The sequence below is a fragment of the Microcystis sp. M44BS1 genome (genome assembly GCF_020244875.1).
Lineage (GTDB): Bacteria > Cyanobacteriota > Cyanobacteriia > Cyanobacteriales > Microcystaceae > Microcystis > Microcystis panniformis.
Genome location: NZ_JADBVM010000122.1, coordinates 1 through 26,102 on the forward strand (window position 1 = coordinate 1; position 26,102 = coordinate 26,102).

The window sequence follows — 26,102 nt, forward strand, 5'->3', positions numbered from 1 at the left end:
GGTAAAAAGAGAAAAAGGGTTACAGAGTCCTCCCAGCACCGCACACCACCCGAAAACCGCGGCTATCTCGTTCCCTGGTTCTACCTGGGAACGCTCTCTTCAGGTTCTACCTGAATATTGCTTTAAGGCAGAGCCTTATATCTCACCGTTCGCTTAAATTGAAGGGGTAAGGTGGGCAAAAAAGGTTAAAATCCTTGTGTAGTCAAGTGTTGGCCAACAAGGAGTCGAGCAATTACGTCACAAACACAGTCAGAATAAATAATCAGTAGATCGTAGGTTGGGTTGAACGATAGTGAAACCCAACACTTTTAAATAATTGGGTTGGGTTTCGTTCCTCAACCCAACCTACGGCTCTTTTAAATAATTGGGTTGGGTTTCGTTCCTCAACCCAACCTACGGCTCTCATGCACTCATGCAAAAAGGGGAATAAATAATCAGTAGATCGTAGGTTGGGTTGAACGATAGTGAAACCCAACACTTTTAAATAATTGGGTTGGGTTTCGTTCCTCAACCCAACCTACGGCTGAATATTGCTTTAAGGCAGAGCCTTATATATTGTGTTTCAAGGCTCTGCCTTGAAACAAGGGTAACATTCTTTTCTCAAAAAAAAATCGACCCGCCTAAGGGCGGGAGACAAAGGGCAAAAGAGCAAAAGAACAAAGGGTTAAAGTCCTGGGGAGACACACGCAACCCGAAAACCGAAGCTGTGGTCGTCGTAGTCGGGGTTGCTCCCGTTGTGGAAGGCAGAACGACAGACATTAGGGCTGAAGTACCAAGAACCGCCGCGCACACACTTAGCAGACTGAGAACGATTATCATTATTGATAGTCCACGCAGATCCATCCTTTGGCGCTCCGATATAGTTATCGTGCCAATTGTCCTCGCACCACTCCCAAACATTGCCACTCATGTCATACAGTCCCCAAGCATTGGGTTTTTTCTGTCCCACAGGATGAGTTTTACTCTGAGAATTTGCGCTATACCAAGCGTAATCTCCTAGCTGATTAGCATCATCACCGAAATAATAGCGAGTAGTAGTCCCCGCACGACAGGCATATTCCCATTCCGCTTCTGTCGGTAGGCGATAGGTTTTCCCTGTTATTTGACTCAATTTTTGGCAAAAAGCTTGAGCGTCATTCCAACTAACATTTTCTACCGGATTTTGCGGATTATTTTTAAACCAAGAGGGATTGGTTCCCATTACTGCTTGATATTGTGCCTGAGTCACTGGATATTTACCAATCGCAAAACTGTTGACTTTAACTTGGTGTGGAGGCTTTTCATCATCGGAAGCATCAGAATCACTGTCAGCAGATCCCATGAGAAATTGACCTGCTGGTAAGCTCACCATCTCTAGTGTGACTCGATTGGGTAGGTTTTCGGTAAATGAAGTTTTATTGCCTAGTGCTGTCTCTGGTTGAGCAGATTTAGATGGAATCATCCAATCTGATGGAGAAGAAGGAGTTTTATTGTCTAGGGGTGTCTCTGGTTGAGGAAGGGGAGGAATAGGAGAGTCACCGACGACGGAGGTGCTAAAATTCCCAACTCTCTCGATTACATGGTTGTTGATGCGTTGAATGGCGGTTTCCAGTTCGATTTCCTCGTCGGGGATTTCCACGTCTGTCCATTGCCATCCTTCCTGCTCGGCTCGCTCTAATGCGATCGCTAAACGGCCGCGCTTTTCTTCGCTGGTGACGAGGAAATTGAGCAAACTAGCCGATAGATTCTCGTTTTTGCGGAAAGATACCGCCGATTCGGAACTAAGAATGTTCTGGACGAGGGATTCCACTTCGCTGACACTGCGGGAAAGTTCCCCGTCAATGGTCACTACTCGCTCGATTAAGCCTTGAAACTGTCCGATAATTGGTTTTAGGTATTGTTCTAGATTAATGGCTACTTTGGCCATTTCGATCGCTTCTTGTTCCAGATTATCTAACTCCAGCTGCAACTGATACACTTGTTTGTACCCGTTTAACTCGCCGATCATTTTCGAGAAAACCTGTTTTTGTGTATCCTGATCTTCAGCTAATTTCTGGATACTTTCGCTGATTAGGTCGATTTTCTTGAGCATAAGCAAGCTGGCGCGACCAACAAGAATGACAGTGCGGAAAATCTGCTGTTTCTGTAGTCTCAGGGTATCTCGCAGGTCGGCCGAGCCGATGCTATTCTCCAAAGATTGGCGTTTTCGCTCTGTTTCCGCCAATTTCTGGCATTTAACCGCCACTGCCTCCTTGATTTCCTCGGTCAGTGACTGGAAAAACCGCCGGTATTCATCCTTATGGTCGGCGAGAAATCCGATTAACTGGTTATAATCCCCGACTAATCTTTCTAATTCTTGAAAAGTTTCCTCGAAATTGAGGGGTTCTTCTTTTTTCCTCAATCCTAGCCATGTATGGCGAACCCGTTTTCCGGTTTTAATCAGTTGCTGTCTTTCTTGAATCTGATCCTGCAAAACCAATAAATCGGGGCGATTTAGTTGGGGAAGTTGATAGGTTTTCCGATAAAGCTTGATTTTCGCTGTTTCTTCTGCCATCGCCGTGGTCGCTGAGGGTGAGTTTTTTCTATTTTAGCCCGATTTTTGATGATCAAATACTATCGCAATACGCCCCCAGCAACTACCTAACTTTTTCTACAAGTCATAGGTAGTTAAGTTGTCAAATTCATCTAGTTTTCTAGAAATCTCGGCCAGAGGCGAAAAAATCAGCGACAATGATATAAATAGAGTTATCAACACAAGTAAAGCGATTATGACTGTAGCCACGACGAACGCCCGAGATATTTTCCGCTCCGCCTACGAAAACCGTTACACTTGGGGTGAAGGATTTCCCGGTTACACTGCCGATATTATCCTCACCCAAGGAGAGGAAGTCCATACGGGCAAAATTCAAGTTAATGCCGATTATAGTGTGGAAGTAACGGGCATTGATGACGAGAAAGTGCAAGAAAGTATCTATAATCAAATGCGCGACATCGTTACTCACCGCAAAAGAGGCAATTTTGATGCTTCCCACGGCAAAAACCAGTTTAATTTCGGGCAAGATGATCCCACTGGTGCGGTAGAAATTCTTGTCACCGGCGATGCGATGGGGTCTAATTATAAGGTCCGCGGCCAAGAAATCTGTCAAGTCAGTCGAGTTATGGGACCGATGGCTTTTACTATTAATACCGAGGAAAGTCTCGATACGGGAGAAGGTTATATTTCTATTCGCTATAATGCCATTTTCCGCAATGCTAAAACCGATGAATTAAAGGGAAAACGTGACTTTAAGGAAACCTACGAAAAAATCGGTCATTATTATTTACCCTCCTGTCAAGTGATTAACGCAATCGAGGCCGGGGGCGAAAAATCCACCACAGAATTTACTTTTATCAATCTACAGCTTTTAGAAGCTTAAGGGTTATCCTCGCCCAAAAAGCGTTAGGATTGAAGTAACTAAGTAGGTGGGTGTTAAAAATTGTCGGATCCCCCCGCCTATCGGCACCCCCCTTATCAAGGGGGGCAGGGGGGATCAAACCCCCCTTATCAAGGGTAGATCCCCCCGCCTATCGGCACCCCCCTTATCAAGGGGGGCAGGGGGGATCAAAGACAAAATCTATCTTCAATTTGATTGAAACCACTTACTTACACTGTAATAAATCTCTGACCAGAAGCTGATTATGTCTTTAACACTGACTCCCGATAACGTCGAAAAAGTCTTAGATGAAATGCGCCCCTACCTGATGTCCGATGGTGGTAACGTGGAATTGGTCGAAATCGACGGGCCAGTCGTCAAAGTGCGTCTTCAAGGCGCTTGCGGTTCCTGTCCCAGTTCCACCATGACCCTGAAAATGGGGATCGAACGCCGTCTCCGGGAAATGATTCCCGAAATTGCCGAAGTTGAACAAGCTCTATAAATCTTGGTTCAATTAATTCTCACCACCGCCCGATTGCTAATTTAATTAGCGATCGGGCATAATATTAATTATATATTTTCTTCTGCAAGATTGATAAAACTACAGAATTAATTAAGGTAAAAAGTATCTTTTTTAGCCGATTAACAGGCAAATTAAGCATTAACATATAGTTGAAAATTTTTATTAAAACTCAAAAATTATGACGGAAAATATCCCCACCATTGTGGTCATGCACGGCGACCAAACCGGAGAAGAACTATTACTAGAAGCTCTGAGAGTATTGCAACCCTCGATAATTCGTCAACCGCTTAACTTTGCCGATTTTGATCTTAGTTTAGCCCAGCGTCGCCAGAGTAACAATCAAGTGGTTCATGAGGCCGCCGAAGCGACTCTCAAAACCGGATTAGCCCTCAAAGCTGCTACTATCACCCCAGAAATTAAAGGAGATGTGGGCAGTCCCAACGCTATTTTAAGAGAAGCAATGAATTCTCAGGTAATTCTCCGCATCGGTCGCCGTATCCCCGGTATTCGTCCGATTGGGGGCGTTTATTCTCCCATTGCCATTGTCCGCATGGCCGTTGACGATGCCTACGGGGCCAAAGAATGGCGAGAAACCACGGCCACCGGCGATGAAATTGCCTATCGTACCTCGCGCATTTCTAGGGCTACCAGTCGCGCTGTGGCCGAGTTTACCTTTCAACACGCCAAGAAAACCGGGGCGCGGGTATTTGGCGGCCCAAAATTCACCGTTAGTGCCACCTACGAAGGGATGTTTAAAGAGGAATTAGACGCAGCAGCCCAAAGACATCCGGAAGTGCGTTATCAACCCCTGTTAATTGATGCAACTTTTGCCCTACTTTTACAAACCGACGGCGAAGCTTTGGTGATTCCAGCACTTAATCGCGATGGCGATTTATTATCTGATTTTGTCTTGCAACTCTATGGCAGTATTGCTGGGGCCGAAAGTTTAGTTTTGGGATTTGATGAGGAGACCTTAGCAGTTAAAACCATTATGGCAGAAGCTCCCCACGGCACTGCCCCCGCTTTAGAGGGCAAAAATATCGCTAATCCCATGGCGATGATTTTAGCCTCGGCAGCTTTGTTAGGTTATATCGAAACTAACGAGGCGCGTAAAGCTTCTCGGGCAATTTATGAAAGTGTCTTTGAAACTATTCACGAGGGCAAAAAAACCCCCGATTTAGGGGGCCAAATGACCATGAGTGAGTTTACCGATGAGGTGATTCGTCGTGTGGTCAGTAAGTTAGAAGTTTGGTCTGCTTTGGGGTAAACGAACTCATCTGATTGCTATCTTAACAGGAGTTTGAAGAAAAGCTAATCCCAAAAAATAAGAATTGTTGCAAAGGCCTTGCTTTTGTTGGTTTTGCGGAGAGATAATAGCTACCTTTGAAGTGTGTAACAGAGTCCATTTGCAGGATTAGGATAAGAACAATGAAACTACAAACTTTGACAAAAACTCTGACCATTGCTCTGATTGGTGTAGGAGCTGCCTTGACCTTACAATCACCGAGCCAAGCTCAAGCCAGATTCGAGTGTCTTTTACCAGTGACAGGCCGCCATGTGGGAGTTCCCACAACCTATGTCAAAGTCGGCTCTAATGAACGCAAAGCTGTGATTCGTTGGGTTTCTGGTTATTCTAGCGGTTCCGGTTACACTCCCCAGCAACGGTGTCTAGAAGTAACTAAACGATTCAATACCCTTGACGCTCGACCTAGAGGAATTGATATTATTACCACTGGCTATCTCAATGGTCTGCCGGTCATCTATTCCCCTAGTCATGGACGAGAACCGGCAAATAGCAGTAACCTATTATTTACCCTCAAGAAAGGGGAAGACGCAACCGAGAAAATCCAACAGCTATTCGACCTCCGGGAGGGCTCCAGAACCGAGCCTTTGTTTGAAAGCTCATCGGATTCTGTCATTGTCTATTTCAACAAATTCCTAGAAAATGCTCCCGTGGAAACAAATCTGGCTACCGGTTCGTCCCCCTCTCCACTGCCGGGGACTTCTCCCGAACAATCGCCCCAAAAACCATCAGGCGGTTCTGTTTGGTAAACTTTTCTAGTTCTATAGATAAGGTAGGTTGGGTTGAAGAATGAAACCCAACGCCCCCTGTTTGGTAAACTTTTCTAGTTCTATAGATAGGAGCGTAGTGATCAAGTGAGTCGGCCTATAAAAAGAATTTTGGCTGGTGTGGGCGGTTTATTATTGGGACTGTCCACACCTTTGCTTGCTGTCCCAAGCTATGCTCCCGCTCTGGAACCTAACCAGGCCAATGCCCATAGCTCTCAACAACTTTCAGAACAACAGCTGCGTCAGTTAGCCAGAGCAGTTACCGTTAAGGTGTTATCAGGGCAAGGCTGGGGTTCGGGCATTTTAGTTGAAAAGCAGGGTTCTTCCTACAAAGTCCTCACGAATGACCATGTTTTAGGGCGGTATCGCTATCGGGGTTGGCAAATACAAACCCCTGACGGCAAGATACATCGGGGTGAGTTGGTCAGAACAGTTCGCTTGAATAATTATGATTTAGGCTTAGTTTCTTTTCGCAGTAGCCAAGTTTATTCTATTGCTGATTTGGCTAATGTTGATGATCTCACTATTGGAGATGAAGTTTTCGCCGCTGGCTTTCCCTACGATGGCGATCGCCCGACAGAACAAGGATTTACCTTCACCGTGGGTAAACTGTCGCTTTTGAGTGATAAATCCTTTTCGGGAGGCTACCAAATCGGCTACACCAATAAGATTAAAAATGGTATGAGTGGCGGACCGCTGCTGAATCGGCAAGGTAAAGTTATTGGTATTAACGGGATTCATGCTTATCCTCTCTGGGGTAAATCCTACGTTTTTGCTGATGGAACGGTGACTTCACCAGCACTGTGGGAACAAATGAGTCGATTAAGTTGGGCGATTCCTATCGGGACTTTTTTAAAATCGGGGTCATCTTCTCTATCTGCTTCCAGTCCGCAACGGCCCTCGGTTTCCCCTCCATCGCTTCCCACCCATAGAGAAACCACTTTCTCGGAAGATTTTCCTTCTCCATCCTCGTCAACCCCAAGAGAAAAGAATCCCGCTCCCAGACCACTCTGGTAAATTCCACTCAACTGTATTTTTAAACCAGAATGAGCAACAATTTCTTGAAAATTTCCGCCGCCCTAGTTAGTATAGCGGTGTTTGTGGTTTCTCCTCAGATTGCTAAGGCATTAACAACTGAGCAGATAGAAAAAATTGCTGAAAAGATTACCGTTTTAATCCCCTCAGAAGAAGAGGGGGCGAATGGGAAAATTGCTGCTAATGGCTCTGGATCAATTATTGCCAAAGAAGGAAGGATTTATACTGTTCTTACTGCTAGTCATGTAATCTGTAAAGATGCTAGAGATGCCTGCAAGTTCTATTACGATCAACTTAAAATTATTACTTGGGATGGTAAGCAATATCCGCTCGATTACAATAGCATCAAAAAATTACCCGGAGTAGATCTAGCCCTCGTGCAGTTTCAGAGCGACCAAAATTATCAATTAGCGACCTTGGGTAACTATCAAGTAGCTGACGAACAATTTATTTTTGCTTCTGGATGGCCGGATCCGAAATTTATCGGCAAGCGGAAACGATTGTTCAATGTGGGGAAAGTGCTACCCAAATACATTACACCCTTGCTGAAAATATTTCCTCCGGAGTTGGGGTATGAGATAGTTTATACCAGTGTCACCTATGGGGGCATGAGTGGCGGTCCAGTGTTGGATATCAATGGACGAGTCATCGCGGTTCACGGACAAAATGAAGCCGAAAAAATCGCAAAGGTTCCCGTGCCAATTGGCTTTAGTCTCGCTATTCCCATCACTACTTTTTTGAAATTAGCACCCCAGTCTGGCATTCAAGGGCAGATAAATGTCGAAAGTTCGCCCCCCAATGCCTTATCTTTCCAGGAAATTGGTGATGAATTATACAAGGCTTTTGAAGTTCCCCATAAGAACGATACTAATCCCCTAAACTGGCTTAATCAAGGCAATAAAATGTGGCGGTTAGGACAATTAGCCCTCGCCTATGCCGCCTATGAAAAAGCCTTGCAACTCGATTCTCAACTCTATCAAGCTTGGTATGGGAAAGGTCTGGTCTTGACCTACTGGAAACGCTCCCAAGAGGCGCTGGCCGCCTACGAACAAGCTCTCAAAATTAATCCTAACTCCGATACTGCCAAAAAACTGCGCGACAAGCTCCAAGAATCTTTAGGGGGAAGAAATACCCCTCCTCTAACTCCCTCACAGCCAACCACCGCGCCCACCGTGGAGCCTTCACCACAGCCCTCTAATCCAAGGAGACTATGGTGAAGTGAGCCGGGAAAATGCGGGTTAGCTAATAGTGGGTTGCACCAATTTAGCTAAGAATGCTTGAATTGCTCGCAGTTCTGCGGGAGGATTGCGGAGAAACTCTTCGTTACTGGCTAAAATCATCGCATTATAGGCCTGCACCGCCGCCAGCAATTTAGCTGGAACTACCTTCTCATCCCTGGTCAGTCCCTCTAAGCTGTCCAATAAGTCTTGAATGACATTTAAAGGCGGTGCGCCGGGGGCTGAGTAAAGACCGGCAATGACAGCATTGATATTATTACCCGCCTGTGCATCCCCGGTTAAGATGCTCAGTAGCGATTGCTGAACGGCTGCGGGAATCGGGGTACCCGTGGGGGAGGTTAAATTATTATCAGCTAACTGAGTATTCACAGAAGCAGCCGCCTGATTAACAGAGATTTGAGCCGGTTCTCCCCCCTGAAATCCCAATCCCGTGACGGTGGTGGTGGGGATAGTTTGACCGGCAAAATCACTGGTGGAAAGAATTGGTCCGGTGATATCGGATTGGTTGCCGGTTTGCGCCATAACGGGAGAGACTAGGGCATTGGTCAGCAAAACCGCCGCCACTAGGGAAACTTGCCAATTAGTCAACCATTTCATCAACATGGTCTTTATCCTCATTCAAAAAAACTAAATTAGACAATGTAAAAAACGACTAACGGGGGAAAAAGTAATTGTAGCCGATACTCATGACGAAGCGAGCGCCATCCCCGGCATTGCCTGTTAAATCAGCGCCGGCAAGGTTAACCGTCAAGGGGATTTTCGGGAAAGGAATCAGGGAAATACCTGCGTTTAAGTCTTGACCCGACCATTCGACAATGGCCGAGACTGGTTCAACAATTCGTAAACCCGCACTAGCAAAGACACCCAGGGAATTTACCCCATCTTCGATGGCTCCTTCCGAGCGAAAACGACCACCACCAACACCCAAAGAGAGCGTCAATTGGCTAAAGGGTTCTTTCGTTGTTTCTGTTAACTGAAAAAATTTACTCACCACCCCGTAGATACTGCTACTGCCATCTGTCCCACCCCAGTTAATAGCGTTTTCAAATCCTAGGGCCACAGCAAAACCTTCTGGCAGAGAACGGTGAATTTTAAAGCTAAAACTGCCCCGTCCGGCATTATCACCAAAAAGGCTCAAAATCGCCAGAGTTACATCTAAACCGACAATTTTCTGGGGGTCTCCCAAACCACCCCCTAGGGCTAACCCACCATCTGCTTGATTGGTAAAACGGGTTCTCGACTGGAAACCGAAACCACCGAAAATCTGCCCAAAAGTCGCTCCAAAAGCGCTGGGAGTAGAGATACTGCCACTAGGAGTAACCACAAATTCCGCCAGTTTCGCAGAAAGGGTTTGTAGCGTTAATTGCGGTTTCTCAATCAGAAACTCTTGACGTAAACGCTGCAATTCGGGGGAAACATTGGTATCAACGGGGGTGGATGCTTGTGCTTGCCATTTTCCGACTTCTGGAGAGTTATTATCCCCTGCTGGTAAAAGCTGACTCGCTTGCGTTGTCCCTAGATTCGCCTTCCATTCTTCTAGGGTTGAAATTGTCCTGGTCTTTTCTGTTGCTAAAGTATCGCGGGAAGATTTCTCTGGTTTATTTTCTAAGGATGAGGGCAGATTACTATCGGCTAATCCCTCTGTTGTCGAGAAGGAATTGGTGGTCAGAACTCTTTCTGTCCTCTCTAATTCCACGGGGGAATGAATGATAATTTTTTCCTGGGATACCCGAATAGAAGCAGCGTCAATGTCTAAGGGGGAAGGAAGGGCCTTCACCCCATCGCCAAGTATGGCTGTACCCACACAGGAGGCAATGAAAATTCCTCCGGAAAATATGTGTCTCATCTGGCTGTTTCTTTTGGCTTTTTTTAACAACACTTCCAGCTTTCCTCACAGACGAAGTTAATTTGTAAAGATTGTAACTGATTTATTTTTAGATAGCAAGTTATTAAAGTTGTCCGTTATCAATCATGGAATCCCCTAGATTTATTCTTAGATAAGTAGGGAGGCACAATTATTTGTAGGATGGGTTAGCGTAGCGTAACCCATGCGGGCGTTGGGTTTCATGCTTCAATCCAACCTACGTTCTGATTTATTCTTAGATAGCAAATTATTAAACTTGTCCGTTATCAATCATGGAATCCCCTAGGGCACCTAAATGAAGTGTAAAATATTTATGACTTGTATTCTTGGCTTCGATGGTTGTGGTGCCTCTCCGTCCATGAATCCAATAGGCGGATTATATTGCTAGAACTAAAAAAAGCGGGTTGAACCCCGCTTGTAATCAACAACTAAGCTAACTTAAAGGCATCTCGCCAACACCAGCGCAACAGGGTGAAAGCGATTAAACCTTTAACCACTTCTAGACACCAGTAACCAATCTGCAAAGACATCATTTCTCCCGACATTCCCGACGCGGTAACGGGAGCCAGTAAACCCATAGCGCTCAGATTGGGAGTGAGAAAATAGGTGTAAATTAGGGTGATTACTAAGAGAACACCGGCGAATAGGAGCGATCGATGTTCGGGGAGATGGATTAAGGTATGATAGCGGTGGAAGACAACAAAGCTACACAGCACAATCGCCGCACAAACTAATTCCAGATGGTTAAAAATGCCAAATAGCAAGTAACCAGCACTGGCAAAGCCATTTTGTGTCATCATGCCAGCTACGGATAAGCTGGGGAGAATGATTAAATCGATGACGAAACTGGCACTTAACCAGAAACCGAGAACAACCATGGCTAGGGTTGTCCAATTAAACCAAGACCAATAACGCTCAACAAAAGTTTTCATTAGGCTTGCTCCTCCTTGCCTTTATAATTTAATTGTAAAGAGCGTTCGCCAAAATTATGGCCAGTTTTTTGGTAATTCTTAGCAATTCTTATCAATTCTGAGGAGAGCAACCAAACAATACCGCTCTTAAGTAGGTGGGTGGAATTAAATATAAGATGAACGTAGGTTGGGTTGAAGCATGAAACCCAACGCCCCGATGGGTTACGCTACCGCTAACCCATCCTACAAATAATTGTGCCTCCCTACTTATCTCTAGATTTGGCTACCCGCTCGGCGCGGAATTGTAAAGATTTATCAACAAGTGTTTATAAAAACCTTTAAATATTGACCAAGCTGACGATTCTAGACTTACCCTAAAACAATAACTGACTATCTACGGGTTTACTGTTATGGATAAGGATTTTCGTAACTATCGCATGGTTTGCACCCTCACCTTCGGAGATATTTACGGACAAATAATCGTCTGGTTAATCGTTATTTTTCTTACTCTGGCTTCCACTCTAGCTCTTTGGAGTAGCACTAGACAAATTTTCGCCCTCGCTACCGTGGGGTTAGTCGTCGTCCTCTCTTTGCCTTTTTTACTCTTTGCTTTCGTTACTACCCTCCTTAATCATATTGAATTCGTTCCCATCGAAACGGAAACCAATATTCGTCGTGGTCCGGCACCCGGAGTTAGCGGCAGCCGTGTACCCGCAGCCGGCTAAATCCCCAATAAATAATCTAGAGACGTTGTCAGCAACGTCTCTAGCAGTTTTTGCCCTTGTTTGCGTCGGGGTTTCTCGTTCTTGATTTTTGTTAATTTTTGTAAATTTAACTTGTTTTAAAACACTTTTTCTGGTATGGATTATCCAGAGAAAAATAGATGAAGGAGAGAAATTGTCAAGAGAATAATCTTGTTTGCTGCCTGATCCCGGTCAATGATAAATTTTTAAATACCTAGTCTTTTACATTTTCCCAACTCTCGGAGTGATCCCCGATGTTAAAAAATCTCTTTGGTGGCAAAAAATCTGACTTTTACCTAGAACTAAAAGAAACCGATGGTGAACAAAAAGCGACAGCAACCACGGCAGCAGCCGCCCCTGTTGTGGAAGCGCCCGCCGCTGCTGTGGAGTCTGCTGCCGCCCCTGTAGCCGAGAAAAAAGCCCAAAAAACTTCTGTTAAGAAAGAAAAGCAAGTAAAAGAAACTCCCGCCGCTCCTGTGAGCGCACCGGCACCTGTAGCCGCTACTAACGGTAAAGTAGAGCCGCAAGAAGTGGAATTTGCGACAAAATACTTGATTACTCCTAGTCTGTCTCGCCGTCGCCCGGGTCCAAGTTTGAATGGTTTCAAAGACATGGCACGCAAGGCGAAACTACCTGCTAACCGCCGCTAAATCCCCCGGATTGCTTTCTCAACAAAAAAAAAGGAGAGCTTTCTTTGACTCTCCTTTTTCATCAGGGTGCATCTACTGACTCAAGTGTAGCAGCGAGTTTTTTTAAGGTTGGTTATTTAGGTTACTCCCTAGAGTATTTTGGCGATAATTATTGCCTGTCTTTTTGGGTAAGTTTTAAAACCTAGAACTAGGTTGACTGGTGGACAGGTGCAAAATCAGCATTCATAAGTAGGGAGGCAGAATTATGTGTAGGATGGGTTAGCAGTAGCGTAACATAATCGGGCGTTGGGTTTCATGCTTCAACCCAACCTACGTTCTGGTGGACAGGTGCAAAATCAGTCTTCATATCTTGATTCAGCAACGCCATTAGGGGTTAACTTTCGCCGCTCGGATTAGCCAACCGATTACCCCACCCGTAACACCACTGAGGATCGAACTGAGCAAAGCCGTGATCACCACTACTCCGATCTGTTTCCAGTTTTTCAATTCTCCGACTTTTTCGGCGAGATCGGTGGTTTTCCCCGCCGCATTCTCTATAACTTTAACTCGATCGCTTAAACCCTCTATCTTCGCGTCTAGGGTTCGGATATCGCCTTTAATTTCCGACTGCCCTAACTCTAAATTCTTCTGTCCGTTTTCTATGGTGGTTAGTCGGTTTTCCATGGTGGTTAGTCGGTTTTCGAGCGCTTTTTGTCCGTTGGCAATACCGATGATTAAATCCTCTAGTCTTTTTAAATCTTTTTCAGTGGCGGCTGTCATCAGTTAAACTCCCATTAGTTGAATTTTTCTTGCCCCGATTCGATACTTTATTGATTGCGGATAACTTTCTCATCTTCCCTCCCAGATTTTTAAATAGGCATTTTCCATATTTTCAGCGAATTTTTTCCCTTGCCAGAGGGGAGCTATGTCACGATTTCCTAACAGTTGATGGCTGATGTCTTGACGAAGGGAGCGATCGAGTCCTAATTTTACTCCCCAGTCGATATATTCTGCCTCATTCCAGCCAATTCCGGCTTCAATACCGGCATTAATCATAAAAGTATAACTATTGCGCGCGGAAAATTGTTCTCCTACCAATGTAACTAAAGGGATTCCTTGCCATAAAACTTCTAAGGTGGTGGTAGCGCCATTGTAGGGATAGGTATCTAACACCACATCGGCAATCTGTAAATTAGCGCGATGGGTATATTCATCTATATCTCTCGGTAAAAACCGCAATCTTTGGGGATTAACTCCCTCCCTAATCGCTATTTCAGTAAATAATTCTTGAATTTTTTCAGTCTTACCAACTCCCTTAATCAGAAAATAACTATTAGGGACTTGTGCGAGAATTTTCATCTGAAGTTTAATAGTATCAGGATGACGTTTCATGCCACTTTGTGCGGAAAAATAGATGGTAGCATCGGGGGGAATTTCTAAATCTTCTCGACGGAGATTAGGAGTACCGATTTCAAAACCATCCACTGCTAAATATGTCTCTGGTAAACGATAGATTTTTTCTCGATAATATGCCTCCGCTTGCTGGGGTAAAACGTAGGGATCGGCGATATAGTAATCAATAGTTGCTAATCCAGAAGCATCCCAACCTAACCAAGTCACTTGTTTTGCTGCGGGTTTCAGTGCCATGATCTGATTGGTAAGATTATGGGTTAAACTGTCTAAATCTACCAGAATATCTATCTGATCTTGTTGAATTTGTTGGGCAACTTCTAGGGGATTTTGAGCGTAGGGAAAATGACGGATAATATCTCGGCTATCCCGGAACCATTGACGGGTAATTTCATCTTCTTCTTGGTTAATAGTATAGATGGCTATTTGCAATTTTTCTCGATCGTGATGGTGAATTAACCAACGACTTAACCAACCGACAGAATGATGTTTTAAGGTACTAGCAAGATAACCAATCGTTAGTTTTTTTTGAGCTTTTTTGATAGTAATAAAAGGAGTTTTTAAACTATTATTATCAAGGAAAATTTCGGCGATGCGATTGGTTAATTGTCGATTGGCTAAGGCTCGATCGCCTAGGTAGGGTAGGGGACTAGAAACATTGAGAAAGCTAGTTTTAATAATCGGTTCTAAAGTGATATTTTTCTGACTGGTTAATTCCTGTAATAAATTCTGATATTCTTGATAAATATGATCAATTTCTTGCCAAACTCCCCAGCGCAAAAGTATTAACAAAATTAGATAATTACTGTATAACTTTAGGGTTGGGATTAGACAAATTTCTCGCAATTGATAGGCAGTTATCAAAGAATTATCAAAGTCTTCGGCTAAAATATAGAGGTTAACTAACTGTTCTAAAAGACTGAGATCATTTGGTCTTAATTGCAGACAAAGTTTAATAATTTCTACTCCAAAAACGGGACTTTGTTTTTCGTTGGTGACTCGTGCTGCTATCTGAAAAGCTTGCGGGATAAAACTATCAGCTAATTCCTCTAGATAGGGTAAACTTACTTGAGCTAAATCTAAAGTTAATTCGTGGGGATATAAAAGACTTTTGAGAACTACATTTAAAAGCAATTCTTGATTAGGATTATATCTGAGATTGTCTTGAATAGGATAATTAAGTAGTTCTTCTGGATCGAATATTTCTAAATCTAAAGCTAAGTCGAATAAAGCTAATAAATTATTAATTGACTTGGGAACAATTTCCTGTAGATGATAGCGAAAGTATTCTACGGCTGCCAGATCACCTTTTCTTTGTTGTCGTCGCGCTTCTGCGTCTAAAACCGCTTCTAATTCTGCTTGCCATTGCTTAACTTCTTCCGGATTACCTTCGCTTAAAATACTTTGCCACATCACCTGCGCTTCTGCTTCTAAATTTTGCAGAAGATAGGCAACTCCCAAGTACCAATAGTCAGAAATATTTTCGGAATTGTTATCGATTATTTCCTCGTAAATTGCCGCAACTTGAGGATAGTCTTCGGCAATTAAAGCTTGATAAGCGTCAGGATGCCACATAAATCAGTTATCAGTTTTTTGAGATAATATTTTCAGAAAATCTTGATGTTCTTGACTGGCTAAACCTTGCTGTAAAACTGTCAAAACCTGTCCCAAGTTACCCGCTAATAAAGCATTAACATCTAACCAAAGACTGGGGAAAACCTGCGAGTAAATTATCCCTCGACTATCGGGTTCAAGTTTAATATATTCTCCAGCATTTAATCGGAACCAATCTAATTGACGTTCATAAACTCGCCAAACAAGATATTCTTGCACTTGATTACGACGATAAACTCGCCATTTATTGTGGAGATCATAGGAAGCACTAGAAGCGGCAATTTCTACGATTAATTCTGGCGCACCTTCGATATAATCATCGTCACTAATAGTTGATTGTCCAGCAATTTTAATTCTTAGTAAAGCATCCGGTTGTACCTCATTATCTGTGTCCAGACGCACTGTAGTATTATCCGCAGACATCACCCCAATTGTGGCGGCTTTATAGACCCCTAACCAAGTTAAAATATCAGAATGAGGTTCTCCATGACTCTGCACTCGTACAGGAGAGGACATATAAACTATTCCTTCAATTAATTCGGCTTTTTTTACTTCAGAAAGGTTCTGATAACGACGCTCAAATTCCTGGCGACTTAGTTGATCACCATTTTCTAAAGGAGGGGTTTTAGGGAGGGAATAAATAGGTTCAGAAGTGATCATTTTATTTGCCCCAAACAACAGTAAAGCTCAAAAATAATTGACTCATAAGTAGGTAGGCACAATTATTTGTAGGATGGGTTAGCGGTAGCGTAACATGAGCGGGCGTTGGGTTTCATGCTTCAACCCAACCTACGTTCTGGAAACTGTCAACTTAAAACTTACATCTGATAACTGATAACTGATAACTGATAACTGATAACTGATAACTGAAATTAAACCACTTTAGCGATAGCAACTTCCAGCTTATCCATAGCCTCATCTACTTCTGTTTCCGAGACAATTAAAGGAGGTACAAAACGGAGGACTTTCGGACCTGCGGGAGCAATTAATAAACCCTCTGTCAAAGCTGCATTAACAATAGTAGATGAAACCAACTCACTTTCTGAATTAATTTCCAGACCATTAATTAAACCCCAACCGCGCACATCGACAAATAGATGGGGATATTGAGAAGCAATCACCCGTAAACGGCTGCGTAATTGTTCCCCTCGCTGCTGGACATTTTCGAGAATGTGATCCCGTTCAATGGTTTGTAATACTGTTAAAGCTGAGGCACAAGCGAACGGATTACCCCCAAAGGTACTCGCATGACTACCCGGTTCAAACACATCACAGAATTTTCTGCACATCATCGCACCGATGGGAATACCCCCCGCTAAACCCTTAGCAGATGTGAAAATATCCGGTTCCACTCCTAAATTCTCATAACCCCAGAGTTTACCAGTTCTTCCGACTCCCACCTGTACTTCATCAAAGACAAGCAAAATGTTATTTTCGTCGCAAATTTGCCGTAAACGTTGGAAATATTCGATATCCCCCGGACGAACTCCCCCTTCACCCTGCAAGGGTTCCAACATAATCGCAGCCACCCGACGATTACCCTCATCGAGATCAGCGATCGCATTTTCCACCGCTTCGATATCATTATAGGGAATATAGGCAAACCCCGGCATCAGGGGTTCAAAGTCTTTTTGGTACTTCGGTTGACCAGTTGCGGTGATGGTGGCTAAAGTCCGACCGTGAAAACTAGCGTGAGCGGTTAAAATAACCGGCTGTTCGAGGAAATCTAGCACCGTATGGGCATATTTTCGTACTAATTTAATCGCCGCTTCGTTCGCTTCCGCACCAGAATTACAGAAAAAGACCTTATCAGCGCAGGAATGATCGACAATCCATTTAGCTAGTTCTCCTTGTTCGGGAATATAGTATAAATTCGAGACATGATGGAGTTTTTGGATTTGCTGACTAACCACTTCAATTAAAGCGGGGTGCGCGTGACCGAGGGTACAGGTGGCAATTCCCGCAACAAAATCAAGGTATTGTTTACCGGAAGTATCCCAGAGACGACAGCCTAACCCTTTGGCGATCGCAATGGGAAAACGACCATAAGTATTCATCACATAGCTGTTAAAACTATCTGGATCGAAGGGTTGATTCGGGTTTAAATTGGGAGTGGGATCAACTAGGGTTGGTTCTAAAAGGGTTTCTGGACTCACTGGGGAACTCCTGCGCGATTAGACATAGGGGAAATTATAATCAAATCCGTCTGAGAAGGACGGGTTATTTAGATTAAAAACTGATTTCATTGTAATTTACTAGACAGTCTTAGGGGTGAATTTTGCTTGTCTATCAGTGAAGATAAATATCGTCGTCTGCGTCAGGAATTAATCGGGGGAATTTTTGCCCTGATCGTGGTGTTTTTGCTCGGTACGCTTTGGTATCATCTGATCGAGGGTTGGAGTTTGCTAGATTCGGCCTATATGACGATTAGTACCCTCGCTACCGTCGGTTTTGGCGAAATTAATCCCCTAGGTGAACGGGGACGACTGTTTACAATGGTTTTGATCGTGATGGGAGTAATCACGATCGGTTATATTGTTAATCGCTTGACCGAAGCTTTAATTCAAGGCTATTTTCAAGAGGGACTCAAACAGAGACAGGAGAAACGCGTGATCGATCGACTATCAGAACACTATATCATCTGTGGTTTGGGTCGCACAGGCAGACAGGTAGCGATCGAATTTTACGCAGAAAATATTCCTTTTGTAGTCATTGATACAGACCCCCTACAGGTAAATCGGGCCAAAGAATTAAATTATATTGTTGTTCAAGGAGATGCCACCTTAGATAAATCTTTACAAATGGCAGGAATTGAACGCGCTATTTGTATTGTGGCCGCTTTAACTTCCGATGCGGAGAATTTATATACAGTTTTGTCCGCTAAAACTCTTAATCCGAAAATTCGCGCCATTGCTAGGGCCAGTACCGAGGAAGCAGTACAAAAATTACAACGGGCCGGGGCCGATGCGGTAGTATCTCCCTATATTACCGGCGGGAGAAGATTAGCGGCCGCAGCCCTACGACCGCAGGTGATGGATTTTGTTGATGGGATTTTAACCGGAACCGATCGATCGTTTTATATGGAAGAATTTTTAATCGATCCGAGGACTTGTCCCTGTGTCGGTTTAAGTCTTAGTCAAGCACATTTAAGATCTCGATCGGGGGCCTTAGTTTTGGCTATACGTCGCGCCGATGGTACGCTAATCGGGGGACCGACTGGCGATACGGAATTAATGGCCGGAGATTTGTTAATTTGTATGGGAACGGCCGAACAATTACGCAGTTTAACTCAGATTTTAATCCCCATGCGATCGGATGGTTTACGTTTACCGAAGCATTAGTCAGCAGCAATTTTTCCAGCCGATCAAACTTCACTGATCCAATCTTCCATTTTTAAATCAGGAACTTTGATAAAATCCTGATCGTTTCGGGTTAATAATACCAAATCGCGGGACAGTGCGATCGAAGCAATTTTCAAATCCATCGTTCCTATCCGCACTTTTTTCTTTTGTAGCCGCTCAAAAATCATCAGTGCTTTTTCATCGAAGGCTAAGACAGGAAACTTACTAAAATCCTGAAGAATTTCTCTTAATAAAGTATATCCTTTCAGGATTTCGGCGTTATTTTTGGCACGATTAATAAAAGTATGCGCCCCTAAAGTTTGTTCATGAAAACTAATTATTGATAGGGCAAAGTCTTGAGATGAATATCGAGCCATGCGAGATTTTAAGCGCTGAAAATCCTGCCGAGAGCGACGCTGTATACAACTGATATGATCGGTATCAAGTAAATATTTCATGATTCGGTCAGAATTTACCGCTCAATTTTGCCAGTTTGACGAAAAACACGCCCATATTCTAATGCTTTCTCAAAAGCCTCCTCATTAGAAATTGATCCAGAAAGATTATCTAACCAGTTTTCAGACGAAGATTTTTCAGTTTCTAAATCGACAACCCCCACTAAGTCTCTTGTCCAAGGATCAAGATCGCTTAAGTCATCTGTTAGGAAATGAGAGGTAGTTTCTGAAGATACATTCTTAGGATTAAATCGCTCTTGAATTCTGAAAATTATTAAACTATAATAGGCTCTCAGTTGGGTGACTAAAGATTTGTCAGTATCTTGGAAATATTCGGTTATAGTACGATTAGAAATCGAGAGAGCATTTTTAGCTCCCTTGTAAATTTGCTCTAGTTCTGAATCGGCAAACATATCAATAAACACATCTATGGTTTCCGAGAGAAGGCGTGAACCTTCCACCACTCTGATTAAATCGGCTTTTTCCTCACCAGTCTTTCCCTCATTGATCTGAGCAAGGCTGATAAATAATTGATTATAGGCAGTTACTCTATCGGTAAATTCATTGATAATCTCAATCAAATTTATTGCCGAAATCTCATTCTTATATTGTTTCCATACCTGAAGCCATAATTTATTAATTTGATAAAATATATCGGCTCTTGCTTGATAAGTTTTAGAGTTATCCTTAACTTGCTCAAGTAAAATCTGAGTTTCTTGTAGTAAATTATCCAGTATTATCCGATCAGAATCGGTGACAATTTGATCGAGTTTATCTGTAATATCTTGCAGATTTTCTAACAAAAATTGTCCTAAATTTTCCCGTTCGACTGAAGTTTGCAGACTATTCATCGTATTTACCTCTCCTAAGACTGACGATCAAACAGAAATGAGTAGTCAAAATAATCAGCCCTAAACCTCCATTGTAACAATTTTGGGGTCTAAATCCTGTTTAAAAGGTATAGGAGAGGGGGAATTATAAATTATGAAGTGGGGAAGTGGGGAAGTGGGGAAGTGGGGAAGTGGGGAAGTGGGGAAGTGGGGAAGTGGGGAAGTGGGGAAGTGGGAAGAATAAATAAAAATAATCTCCTGTCTCGGAGTCTCCTGTCTCCTGACTCGGAGACTACTGGCTCCTTACTCCTCAATCTAACATCTGTGAGGAATTGAGAAATTGGGGATGAGATGTTAGTACAATCGGGGAATAGTAAAGAAAAAACCCCCTATTGCTCATGAGTCAAAATCCCAATTCTTCCTCGCGACCACTGCAGCCGCTGCCGGTTCCCTCCATCCCGATACCTCCCTCAGAGTTAATCACGGAAATCAGCATGGGGATAACTGAAGAAATGACGCAACAAGTGGCGACACCGACCAAAAACGTGCCGAATATGCCGCAAAATGGTCAAATTTCCGCCCCACGTCCTCCCCAAAATCGCGCTCCCAGTCAGGCTGCTTCTCCCCAAACCCCACCCCGGCCGGGTCGCGCTCCCAATCAACCCACCTTAGAACATTTGATCCGGATGGCCTTTGATCGGGGTTATTCGGACGTTCACCTAGGAGTTGGAGAAAAACCCCGGATGCGGGATCGTGGTCAAATGATTATTCTCGACTATCCTGAAATTGACATCAACACTTTTTATAGTTGGTTACGGGAAATCCTCGGGGAAGAAGAAATCCTTCGCTTTAAAAAAGACCTAGAATTTGACGGTGCAACTCAGTACGAATTCGCTAGGGTGCGGATTAATATCTTTGAAAGTCTGCGCGGTCCGGGGATGGTTTTGCGTCTAATTCCCATGAAAATCCTCACTGTGGAACAATTGGGCTTACCGGCTGTGTTCCGGAATGTGTGCGATGTGCATAAGGGATTGATTTTAATCACCGGTCCGACGGGTTCAGGGAAATCCACCACCCTAGCAGCCATGATCGATTACATAAATAAAGAACACCCCAAACATATTATCACCATCGAAGACCCGATCGAATTTGTCCATCAAAGTCGTCGCAGTTTGATCAAACAAAGGGAAGTGGGAATACACACCCATGAGTTCGATAATGCCCTAAAAGCCTCTTTGCGGGAAGACCCAGATATTATTCTGGTGGGGGAGATGCGGGACAAATCCACCGTTAATACTGCCCTGAAAGCTGCCCAAACTGGTCACTTAGTTATGGGAACCCTGCACACCAACAGCGCCGTTAAAACCCTGGAGCGGATTTTAACTCTTTATACTGCCGAGGAACGGGAATCGATGCGGGTGGCGATCGCAGAATCCTTGGTTTGTATTATTTCCCAGGGTTTATGTCGCACCACCGACAGTAAACGGACCGCTTTTCACGATATTCTCGTCAACACAGAAACCGTCAAAGATTACATTTGCAGCGGCAAAAATGACGAAATTATCGAATTAATGAGAGATGGCGAATACCATGGCATGATTACCACTAATCAATCTCTGTTTAACCTCTATCAAGAGGGACGGATTAGCGATGAGGTCGCCCTGGAAATGTCCCCGGTTCCCAATGAAATGGCGATGATGCTGCGGGGTAGAATCTAGAAAAACCCTGAAGGAAATCCTTGAGGGGTCAAGAGTTTAGTAGTCTAGAAAAATAGAAGCTCCTATTGATTCCCTAGGGGAACCCCTCAAGTGACCACTTCCGCGATTGTGTTGCCCGATATTTTTAAAGGCATCGCCCTGTTTACCCCCGGGGGCGACCTGATTTACTGTATCGATCCTGATAAACAAACTCATTGGCATCTGAATCTCTGCGCTGCTCTCCAGTCCGCTTTAGGGTTGCCAGAACCCCCCCATTTTTTAGTTCCTAGTTTTACCGCTACCATCGATCGCTGGCGAGATCCCTACAGTCACCGTATTCATACTAGAGCCGAAGTCTATCCCCTTGTCCGTCGCTATCAGCCTTTATTAAATGCTATTTTCGCCACGGACGAGCGAGCTTGGTTTACTGTACCTTGGCAGGAACAATCCTCTAATCCCACTATCTTAGAAACCTATCGTCAGCAGTTTCCCCAACTTTGGCAATCCCACGATCTGATTCTCCGTTATCAGGAGCGCCCCGCAACAACTTCGGGGATTAGTGCTGACTCTGACTATACTAACCCTAGTCCCAAGGGTTATGTTTTGCGGTTATTTGTCTCCGGCAATAATGCCAATACTAAACACACCCTAGAATCGATCCATCAGCTTCTAGAGCGAGAATTACACCATCCCTATACCCTGAAAGTGATCGATATCTCTAAGCATCCAGAACAAGCGGAATCTAATCATGTCTCTGCTATTCCCACTTTAGTCCGGGTTTGGCCGCAACCAGTGAAACGCATCATCGGCGAATTTGAGGATTTACCGCGAGTATTACAGATTATCGCCACCGCTTAGGGGTTAAAGACTTCTGACTCGATTCCTCGCCACCATTCGCCCAATTTCATTAAGTCTTGCTGAATATCATCCAATTCTTGGATATATTCCTGTTGGGAAAGACTGGCACGACGTTCTTGCAGTTTTTTGAGACGCAATTGCACCAACAGCCAAGGCTTAGAAATACCGTTAGTTTCTTCGATATAGCGAGCGATATCTTGACTATCCATAGTTTTTTACTGTTATTATCCTATATTTTCTCAAATTAACCCGAGACTCCTTTTTTTTAGTTGCAGAAGATTATGTTTGATTTTAGCCACTATTACCCCTACGCCGAATTAGTTTCTTTCCTGAAAAACCTAGCCTCATCCTATCCTAATTTAATTAGCCTCACCTCGATCGGTAAAAGCTACGAAAATCGAGATATCTGGTTAACTACCCTCACAAATCAAGCCACAGGCCATTATTTAGAAAAACCTGCCTATTGGATCGATGCTAACACCCATGCGGGGGAAGTAACAGGCTCTGCCGTCGCTCTCTACACTATCTCCCATCTTTTGCGCCAATACGGTCATAATTCCCCAATTACCAGACTTCTTGACCATTACACTGTCTATATTTTGCCGCGATTGGCCGTGGATGGAGCGGAAAAATATCTCACTACTCCCTATCTGTTACGCTCGAGTATTCGCCCCTATCCCCACACGGATGAGAAACCGGGGCTATATCCTGAAGATATTAACGGCGATGGTTTAATCTTACAAATGCGCCAAAAAGATACCTGTGGCGCTTGGAAAATTTCTGAACAAGATCCTCGCATTATGGCGCGTCGCGAACCGGAGGAATTTGAAGGAACTTTTTACACTTTGCTCACCGAAGGTTTAATCCGCGATTACGATGGCTATAATTTTACCACTGCCCCCACCCTAGAAGGTTTAGATTTTAACCGCAATTACCCCGTTTATTGGGTTCCTGAAGGGGAACAACAGGGGGCCGGAGATTTTCCCTTTTCCGAGCCAGAAACCCGTGCAGAAGCAGAATTTTGGGCAAATAACACCAATATTAATGGCTTCGTTACCTATCATACCTATTCAGCAGTCATGTTGCGTCCCTATAGCACCCATCCCGATGAATATTTCCCCGTGGAAGACTTAGAAATGTATAAATATATTGCTGACAAGGGAAAAGTAATGACTGGTTATGAATGCGTTTCTGTCTATCACGATTTTCGTTATCATCCCAAAGAAGTGACTAACGGTGCCATGGATGATTACGGTTACGATCATTTTGGTTGGTATGGTTTTACGGTGGAGTTATGGGATGCACCCACCCAAGCGGGAGTGAAAAAAGATGATTATATTCAATGGTTTCGCTGGCATCCTTTGGAAGATGAATTGAAGTTACAGCGTTGGAATGATGAGAATTTGGCGGGAAAGGGTTTTATTAATTGGCAAAGTTTTGATCACCCCCAATTGGGAGATGTGGAAATTGGCGGTTGGGACTTTAAAAATGTCTGGCAAAATGCCCCAGAAAAGTATTTACCAGATTTATGTGAGAAACAATGTCAGTTTACTATTGCCCATGCTTTAATGTCACCTCTTTTAGCTATCTCTCGTCTTGATCTGAAGTCGGAGGGAAATGGTATTTATCATCTGGTTTTACAGTTAGAAAATCAGGGATTTTTACCCACTTATACCAGTAAAAAGGCACTGGAAAGAAAGATCGTTCGTCCCATTCAAGTCAAGTTAAATTTAGCCGATGAGGTGAGTTTAATAGTGGGAAAATTAGAGCAGGAAATCGGTCACTTAGAAGGGCGATCAAATAAAGTATATAGTAGCCTCGCTCATGGTTTAGATTATCGCTGTACGGTGGAATGGGTGATTAAGGGAGTTTCTGGTCAAGAAATCGAGGTTATCGCTATAGCTGAAAGAGCCGGAACAGTCAGACAAAAAGTAATTTTATAGAGCTATTTTGTTCGATAAAATTGTTAAATAAGTCTCGTTAGATTCTGTGGGTAAAACTCGTAGTTTTTGGCTGCGAAGATCTGGTTCTAATCCCAAAGCTTCTAAAGGAATTACTCCTAATAAGTTGTTTTGACCTCCAGGTAATTCCAAACATTCAAAAGTCCCTTCCCGTCCCGCAATAATCAAGGTAGCATCGCGAAAAATTCTCGCTTTTCCTATCCCTTTAGCCGTAGCCACATCTACTTCTTTTAAAAGCTGTAAACCCAAGCGGGAGATTACTTCCGGCACCAGACAAACAGTAGTTGCTCCCGTATCCACCAAGACATTTTCTAGGGTAAGAGAGCGAATTTGTTCCGGAGAAATTACAGCCGCCGCCGCTAAAATTTGATCGGCGCGATTGATCACTGTAATGCTGGTGTAAATTTTGCCCATATCTTCTGTAATAATTGCTGGCTCAACCATAATACTACCCTCAATTCTACCCCTAAATTATACCAGAATAACTGCTAACAACAATCTTTATTAATTTTAATTATTAATCCGGCCATCGGGCATAATTGCACCGCGGAAGTTAACTCCCATCAGATTAGCACTCATTAACTCGGCACGAGTTAGATTAGCATTACTTAAATCGGCACCGGTGAGATTTGCTCTAGCAAAGAAAGCATCGATTAAGTCAGCTTCGCTGAAATTAACTCCTGAAAGATTAGCCCTTCTTAAGTCAGCATGATTCATTCTTGCTGCTTGAAAATTAGCTTGACTAAGATTAGCTCGATCAAATTTTATTTGAGTCATAATTGCACTATGGAAATTTGCCTGCATTGCTTCCGTATCGGTCATTTTTGAACGCACTAAATTGGCTCCCGCTAGATTTGCCCCCACTAAATGCGCCCCGATTAAATTAGCATCAGTAAGTAAAGCATCTTGGAGATTAGCATTAGTTAAATCCGCTTTTCTGAGGTCAACATTGCACAAATTAGCCTCCTTTAAATTGGCTCCTACTAGATTTGCACGCACCAGATCAACCCCTTTCATATTAGCCCCTTGCAGGTCGGCGCGATAGAGATTAGCACTTTGTAAATTAGTGTTATGATTTTTCTTTTCCTGACGCATATTTGTTCCCCGCAAACAAGCACCAGTGAGGTTAGCACCACTTAAATCAGCCCCCCGTAAATCCGCCCCGATTAAGTTAGCATCAAGTAACGTCGCTAGGGTTATATCGGTATCACGAAGATTAGCACCTTGTAGCAGCGCTCCGTGTAAATTGGCACTGCGTAAATCTGCCCCATTTAAGTCAGCTTGGTTGAGACTAGCACCGCTTAAATTAGCTGTCACAAGATTAGCTTGAGCGAGATTAGCCCGGTTAAGATAGGTAAAGAGAAGATTGGCTCCGTGCAGATCTGCTTCATTTAAAACAATGCCAATTAAGTCAGCACCAACTAAATTAACTCCGGGTAATTTTAAGCCACTAAATTGAGTTTCTCCTGCGGCATAACGTTCAATTAATTCGTTGGGTTTCATAGGTAGAATATCCAGATAAATTTGGGTA

General features: G+C 43.6%; 25 protein-coding genes. 12 read left to right on the forward strand and 13 right to left on the reverse strand.

Translation table 11 applies throughout. The features are described from left to right. Nucleotides 1-664: 664 nt before the first annotated feature. Entirely contained in the window at nt 665-2,533 is a 1,869-nt protein-coding gene (locus IM515_RS09315; RefSeq protein WP_287627090.1) for an SUMF1/EgtB/PvdO family nonheme iron enzyme, read from the reverse strand. Nucleotides 2,534-2,747: 214 nt separating this feature from the next. Here IM515_RS09315 and IM515_RS09320 point away from each other — a divergent pair, with 214 nt between their 5' ends. The 6 genes from IM515_RS09320 (at nt 2,748) to IM515_RS09345 (ending at nt 8,237) form a co-directional block, all read left to right on the forward strand. Beyond that, entirely contained in the window at nt 2,748-3,395 is a 648-nt protein-coding gene (locus tag IM515_RS09320) for a DUF3386 domain-containing protein (RefSeq protein ID WP_287627100.1), read from the forward strand. 262 nt (nt 3,396-3,657) lie between these two features. Continuing rightward, nucleotides 3,658-3,894, forward strand: coding sequence for a NifU family protein (locus IM515_RS09325; protein WP_002744623.1), 237 nt, complete (start codon nt 3,658-3,660; stop codon nt 3,892-3,894). 199 nt (nt 3,895-4,093) lie between these two features. Continuing rightward, nucleotides 4,094-5,182: an isocitrate/isopropylmalate family dehydrogenase gene (locus IM515_RS09330; protein ID WP_106909293.1), complete on the forward strand. Its 1,089-nt coding sequence runs from the start codon at nt 4,094-4,096 to the stop codon at nt 5,180-5,182. Between the two features lie 161 nt (nt 5,183-5,343). Further along, entirely contained in the window at nt 5,344-5,967 is a 624-nt protein-coding gene (locus IM515_RS09335; protein ID WP_287627091.1) for a COP23 domain-containing protein, read from the forward strand. 105 nt (nt 5,968-6,072) lie between these two features. Then, nucleotides 6,073-7,002, forward strand: coding sequence for a S1 family peptidase (locus IM515_RS09340; protein WP_287627092.1), 930 nt, complete (start codon nt 6,073-6,075; stop codon nt 7,000-7,002). A gap of 29 nt (nt 7,003-7,031) precedes the next feature. Further along, entirely contained in the window at nt 7,032-8,237 is a 1,206-nt protein-coding gene (locus IM515_RS09345) for a tetratricopeptide repeat-containing S1 family peptidase (protein ID WP_287627093.1), read from the forward strand. 21 nt (nt 8,238-8,258) lie between these two features. On the opposite strand, the gene IM515_RS09350 is transcribed toward IM515_RS09345, so the two are convergent. The 3 genes from IM515_RS09350 to IM515_RS09360 form a co-directional block, all read right to left on the reverse strand. Continuing rightward, complete coding sequence (locus tag IM515_RS09350; RefSeq protein ID WP_287627094.1) at nt 8,259-8,861, reverse strand: hypothetical protein; 603 nt, start codon at nt 8,859-8,861, stop codon at nt 8,259-8,261. A gap of 49 nt (nt 8,862-8,910) precedes the next feature. After that, the gene (locus tag IM515_RS09355; protein ID WP_346304826.1) at nt 8,911-10,137 is read right to left on the reverse strand and encodes a hypothetical protein; all 1,227 of its coding nucleotides are present in this window, start codon (nt 10,135-10,137) and stop codon (nt 8,911-8,913) included. A gap of 413 nt (nt 10,138-10,550) precedes the next feature. Continuing rightward, nucleotides 10,551-11,054 (reverse strand): hypothetical protein, encoded by a 504-nt coding sequence (locus IM515_RS09360; RefSeq protein WP_190359572.1) that lies wholly within the window; start codon nt 11,052-11,054, stop codon nt 10,551-10,553. Nucleotides 11,055-11,443: 389 nt separating this feature from the next. Between IM515_RS09360 and IM515_RS09365 the strand changes: the two genes are divergently transcribed. Both IM515_RS09365 and IM515_RS09370 read left to right on the forward strand, forming a co-directional pair. Beyond that, on the forward strand, nt 11,444-11,758 hold the full coding sequence (locus IM515_RS09365) for a hypothetical protein (protein ID WP_287627096.1): 315 nt from the start codon (nt 11,444-11,446) through the stop codon (nt 11,756-11,758). 272 nt (nt 11,759-12,030) lie between these two features. After that, nucleotides 12,031-12,426, forward strand: a complete 396-nt coding sequence (locus IM515_RS09370) for a hypothetical protein (protein WP_287627097.1) — start codon at nt 12,031-12,033, stop codon at nt 12,424-12,426. 366 nt (nt 12,427-12,792) lie between these two features. Here the strand turns inward: IM515_RS09370 and IM515_RS09375 are convergent, their stop codons facing one another. The 4 genes from IM515_RS09375 to IM515_RS09390 all read right to left on the reverse strand — a co-directional run bounded on the left by IM515_RS09375 (nt 12,793) and on the right by IM515_RS09390 (nt 17,585). After that, complete coding sequence (locus IM515_RS09375; RefSeq protein WP_287627098.1) at nt 12,793-13,185, reverse strand: hypothetical protein; 393 nt, start codon at nt 13,183-13,185, stop codon at nt 12,793-12,795. 69 nt (nt 13,186-13,254) lie between these two features. Further along, nucleotides 13,255-15,390 (reverse strand): O-linked N-acetylglucosamine transferase, SPINDLY family protein, encoded by a 2,136-nt coding sequence (locus IM515_RS09380; RefSeq protein WP_287627099.1) that lies wholly within the window; start codon nt 15,388-15,390, stop codon nt 13,255-13,257. Between the two features lie 3 nt (nt 15,391-15,393). Then, entirely contained in the window at nt 15,394-16,089 is a 696-nt protein-coding gene (locus IM515_RS09385; RefSeq protein WP_072926491.1) for a Uma2 family endonuclease, read from the reverse strand. A 212-nt stretch (nt 16,090-16,301) separates the two neighbouring features. Beyond that, nucleotides 16,302-17,585 (reverse strand): aspartate aminotransferase family protein, encoded by a 1,284-nt coding sequence (locus IM515_RS09390; RefSeq protein WP_287627342.1) that lies wholly within the window; start codon nt 17,583-17,585, stop codon nt 16,302-16,304. Nucleotides 17,586-17,711: 126 nt separating this feature from the next. Here IM515_RS09390 and IM515_RS09395 point away from each other — a divergent pair, with 126 nt between their 5' ends. After that, nucleotides 17,712-18,770, forward strand: a complete 1,059-nt coding sequence (locus IM515_RS09395; protein ID WP_052277467.1) for a potassium channel family protein — start codon at nt 17,712-17,714, stop codon at nt 18,768-18,770. A gap of 23 nt (nt 18,771-18,793) precedes the next feature. Here IM515_RS09395 and IM515_RS09400 read toward each other — a convergent pair whose 3' ends face one another. Both IM515_RS09400 and IM515_RS09405 read right to left on the reverse strand, forming a co-directional pair. Further along, nucleotides 18,794-19,228 (reverse strand): type II toxin-antitoxin system VapC family toxin, encoded by a 435-nt coding sequence (locus IM515_RS09400; RefSeq protein ID WP_002803173.1) that lies wholly within the window; start codon nt 19,226-19,228, stop codon nt 18,794-18,796. Nucleotides 19,229-19,242: 14 nt separating this feature from the next. Continuing rightward, nucleotides 19,243-20,076 (reverse strand): hypothetical protein, encoded by an 834-nt coding sequence (locus IM515_RS09405; RefSeq protein WP_193960116.1) that lies wholly within the window; start codon nt 20,074-20,076, stop codon nt 19,243-19,245. Nucleotides 20,077-20,453: 377 nt separating this feature from the next. On the opposite strand from IM515_RS09405, the gene IM515_RS09410 reads away from it, so the two are divergent. Together IM515_RS09410 and IM515_RS09415 are read left to right on the forward strand one after the other, a co-directional pair. Continuing rightward, nucleotides 20,454-21,773, forward strand: coding sequence for a type IV pilus twitching motility protein PilT (locus tag IM515_RS09410; protein WP_287627339.1), 1,320 nt, complete (start codon nt 20,454-20,456; stop codon nt 21,771-21,773). Nucleotides 21,774-21,863: 90 nt separating this feature from the next. Then, nucleotides 21,864-22,610: a circadian clock KaiB family protein gene (locus tag IM515_RS09415; protein ID WP_002758959.1), complete on the forward strand. Its 747-nt coding sequence runs from the start codon at nt 21,864-21,866 to the stop codon at nt 22,608-22,610. Here the strand turns inward: IM515_RS09415 and IM515_RS09420 are convergent. Beyond that, complete coding sequence (locus IM515_RS09420) at nt 22,607-22,819, reverse strand: hypothetical protein (RefSeq protein WP_002758960.1); 213 nt, start codon at nt 22,817-22,819, stop codon at nt 22,607-22,609. The genes IM515_RS09415 and IM515_RS09420 overlap by 4 nt on opposite strands. A gap of 72 nt (nt 22,820-22,891) precedes the next feature. Here IM515_RS09420 and IM515_RS09425 point away from each other — a divergent pair, with 72 nt between their 5' ends. After that, the gene (locus IM515_RS09425) at nt 22,892-24,553 is read left to right on the forward strand and encodes a M14 family metallopeptidase (RefSeq protein WP_287627337.1); all 1,662 of its coding nucleotides are present in this window, start codon (nt 22,892-22,894) and stop codon (nt 24,551-24,553) included. Here the strand turns inward: IM515_RS09425 and IM515_RS09430 are convergent. Together IM515_RS09430 and IM515_RS09435 are read right to left on the reverse strand one after the other, a co-directional pair. Further along, entirely contained in the window at nt 24,548-25,015 is a 468-nt protein-coding gene (locus tag IM515_RS09430) for a retroviral-like aspartic protease family protein (RefSeq protein ID WP_287627336.1), read from the reverse strand. The two genes, IM515_RS09425 and IM515_RS09430, sit on opposite strands and share 6 nt — an antisense overlap. 66 nt (nt 25,016-25,081) lie before the next feature. Continuing rightward, a complete protein-coding gene (locus tag IM515_RS09435; RefSeq protein WP_002766339.1) occupies nt 25,082-26,074 on the reverse strand; it encodes a pentapeptide repeat-containing protein in 993 nt (330 codons plus the stop codon). Nucleotides 26,075-26,102 lie beyond the last annotated feature (28 nt).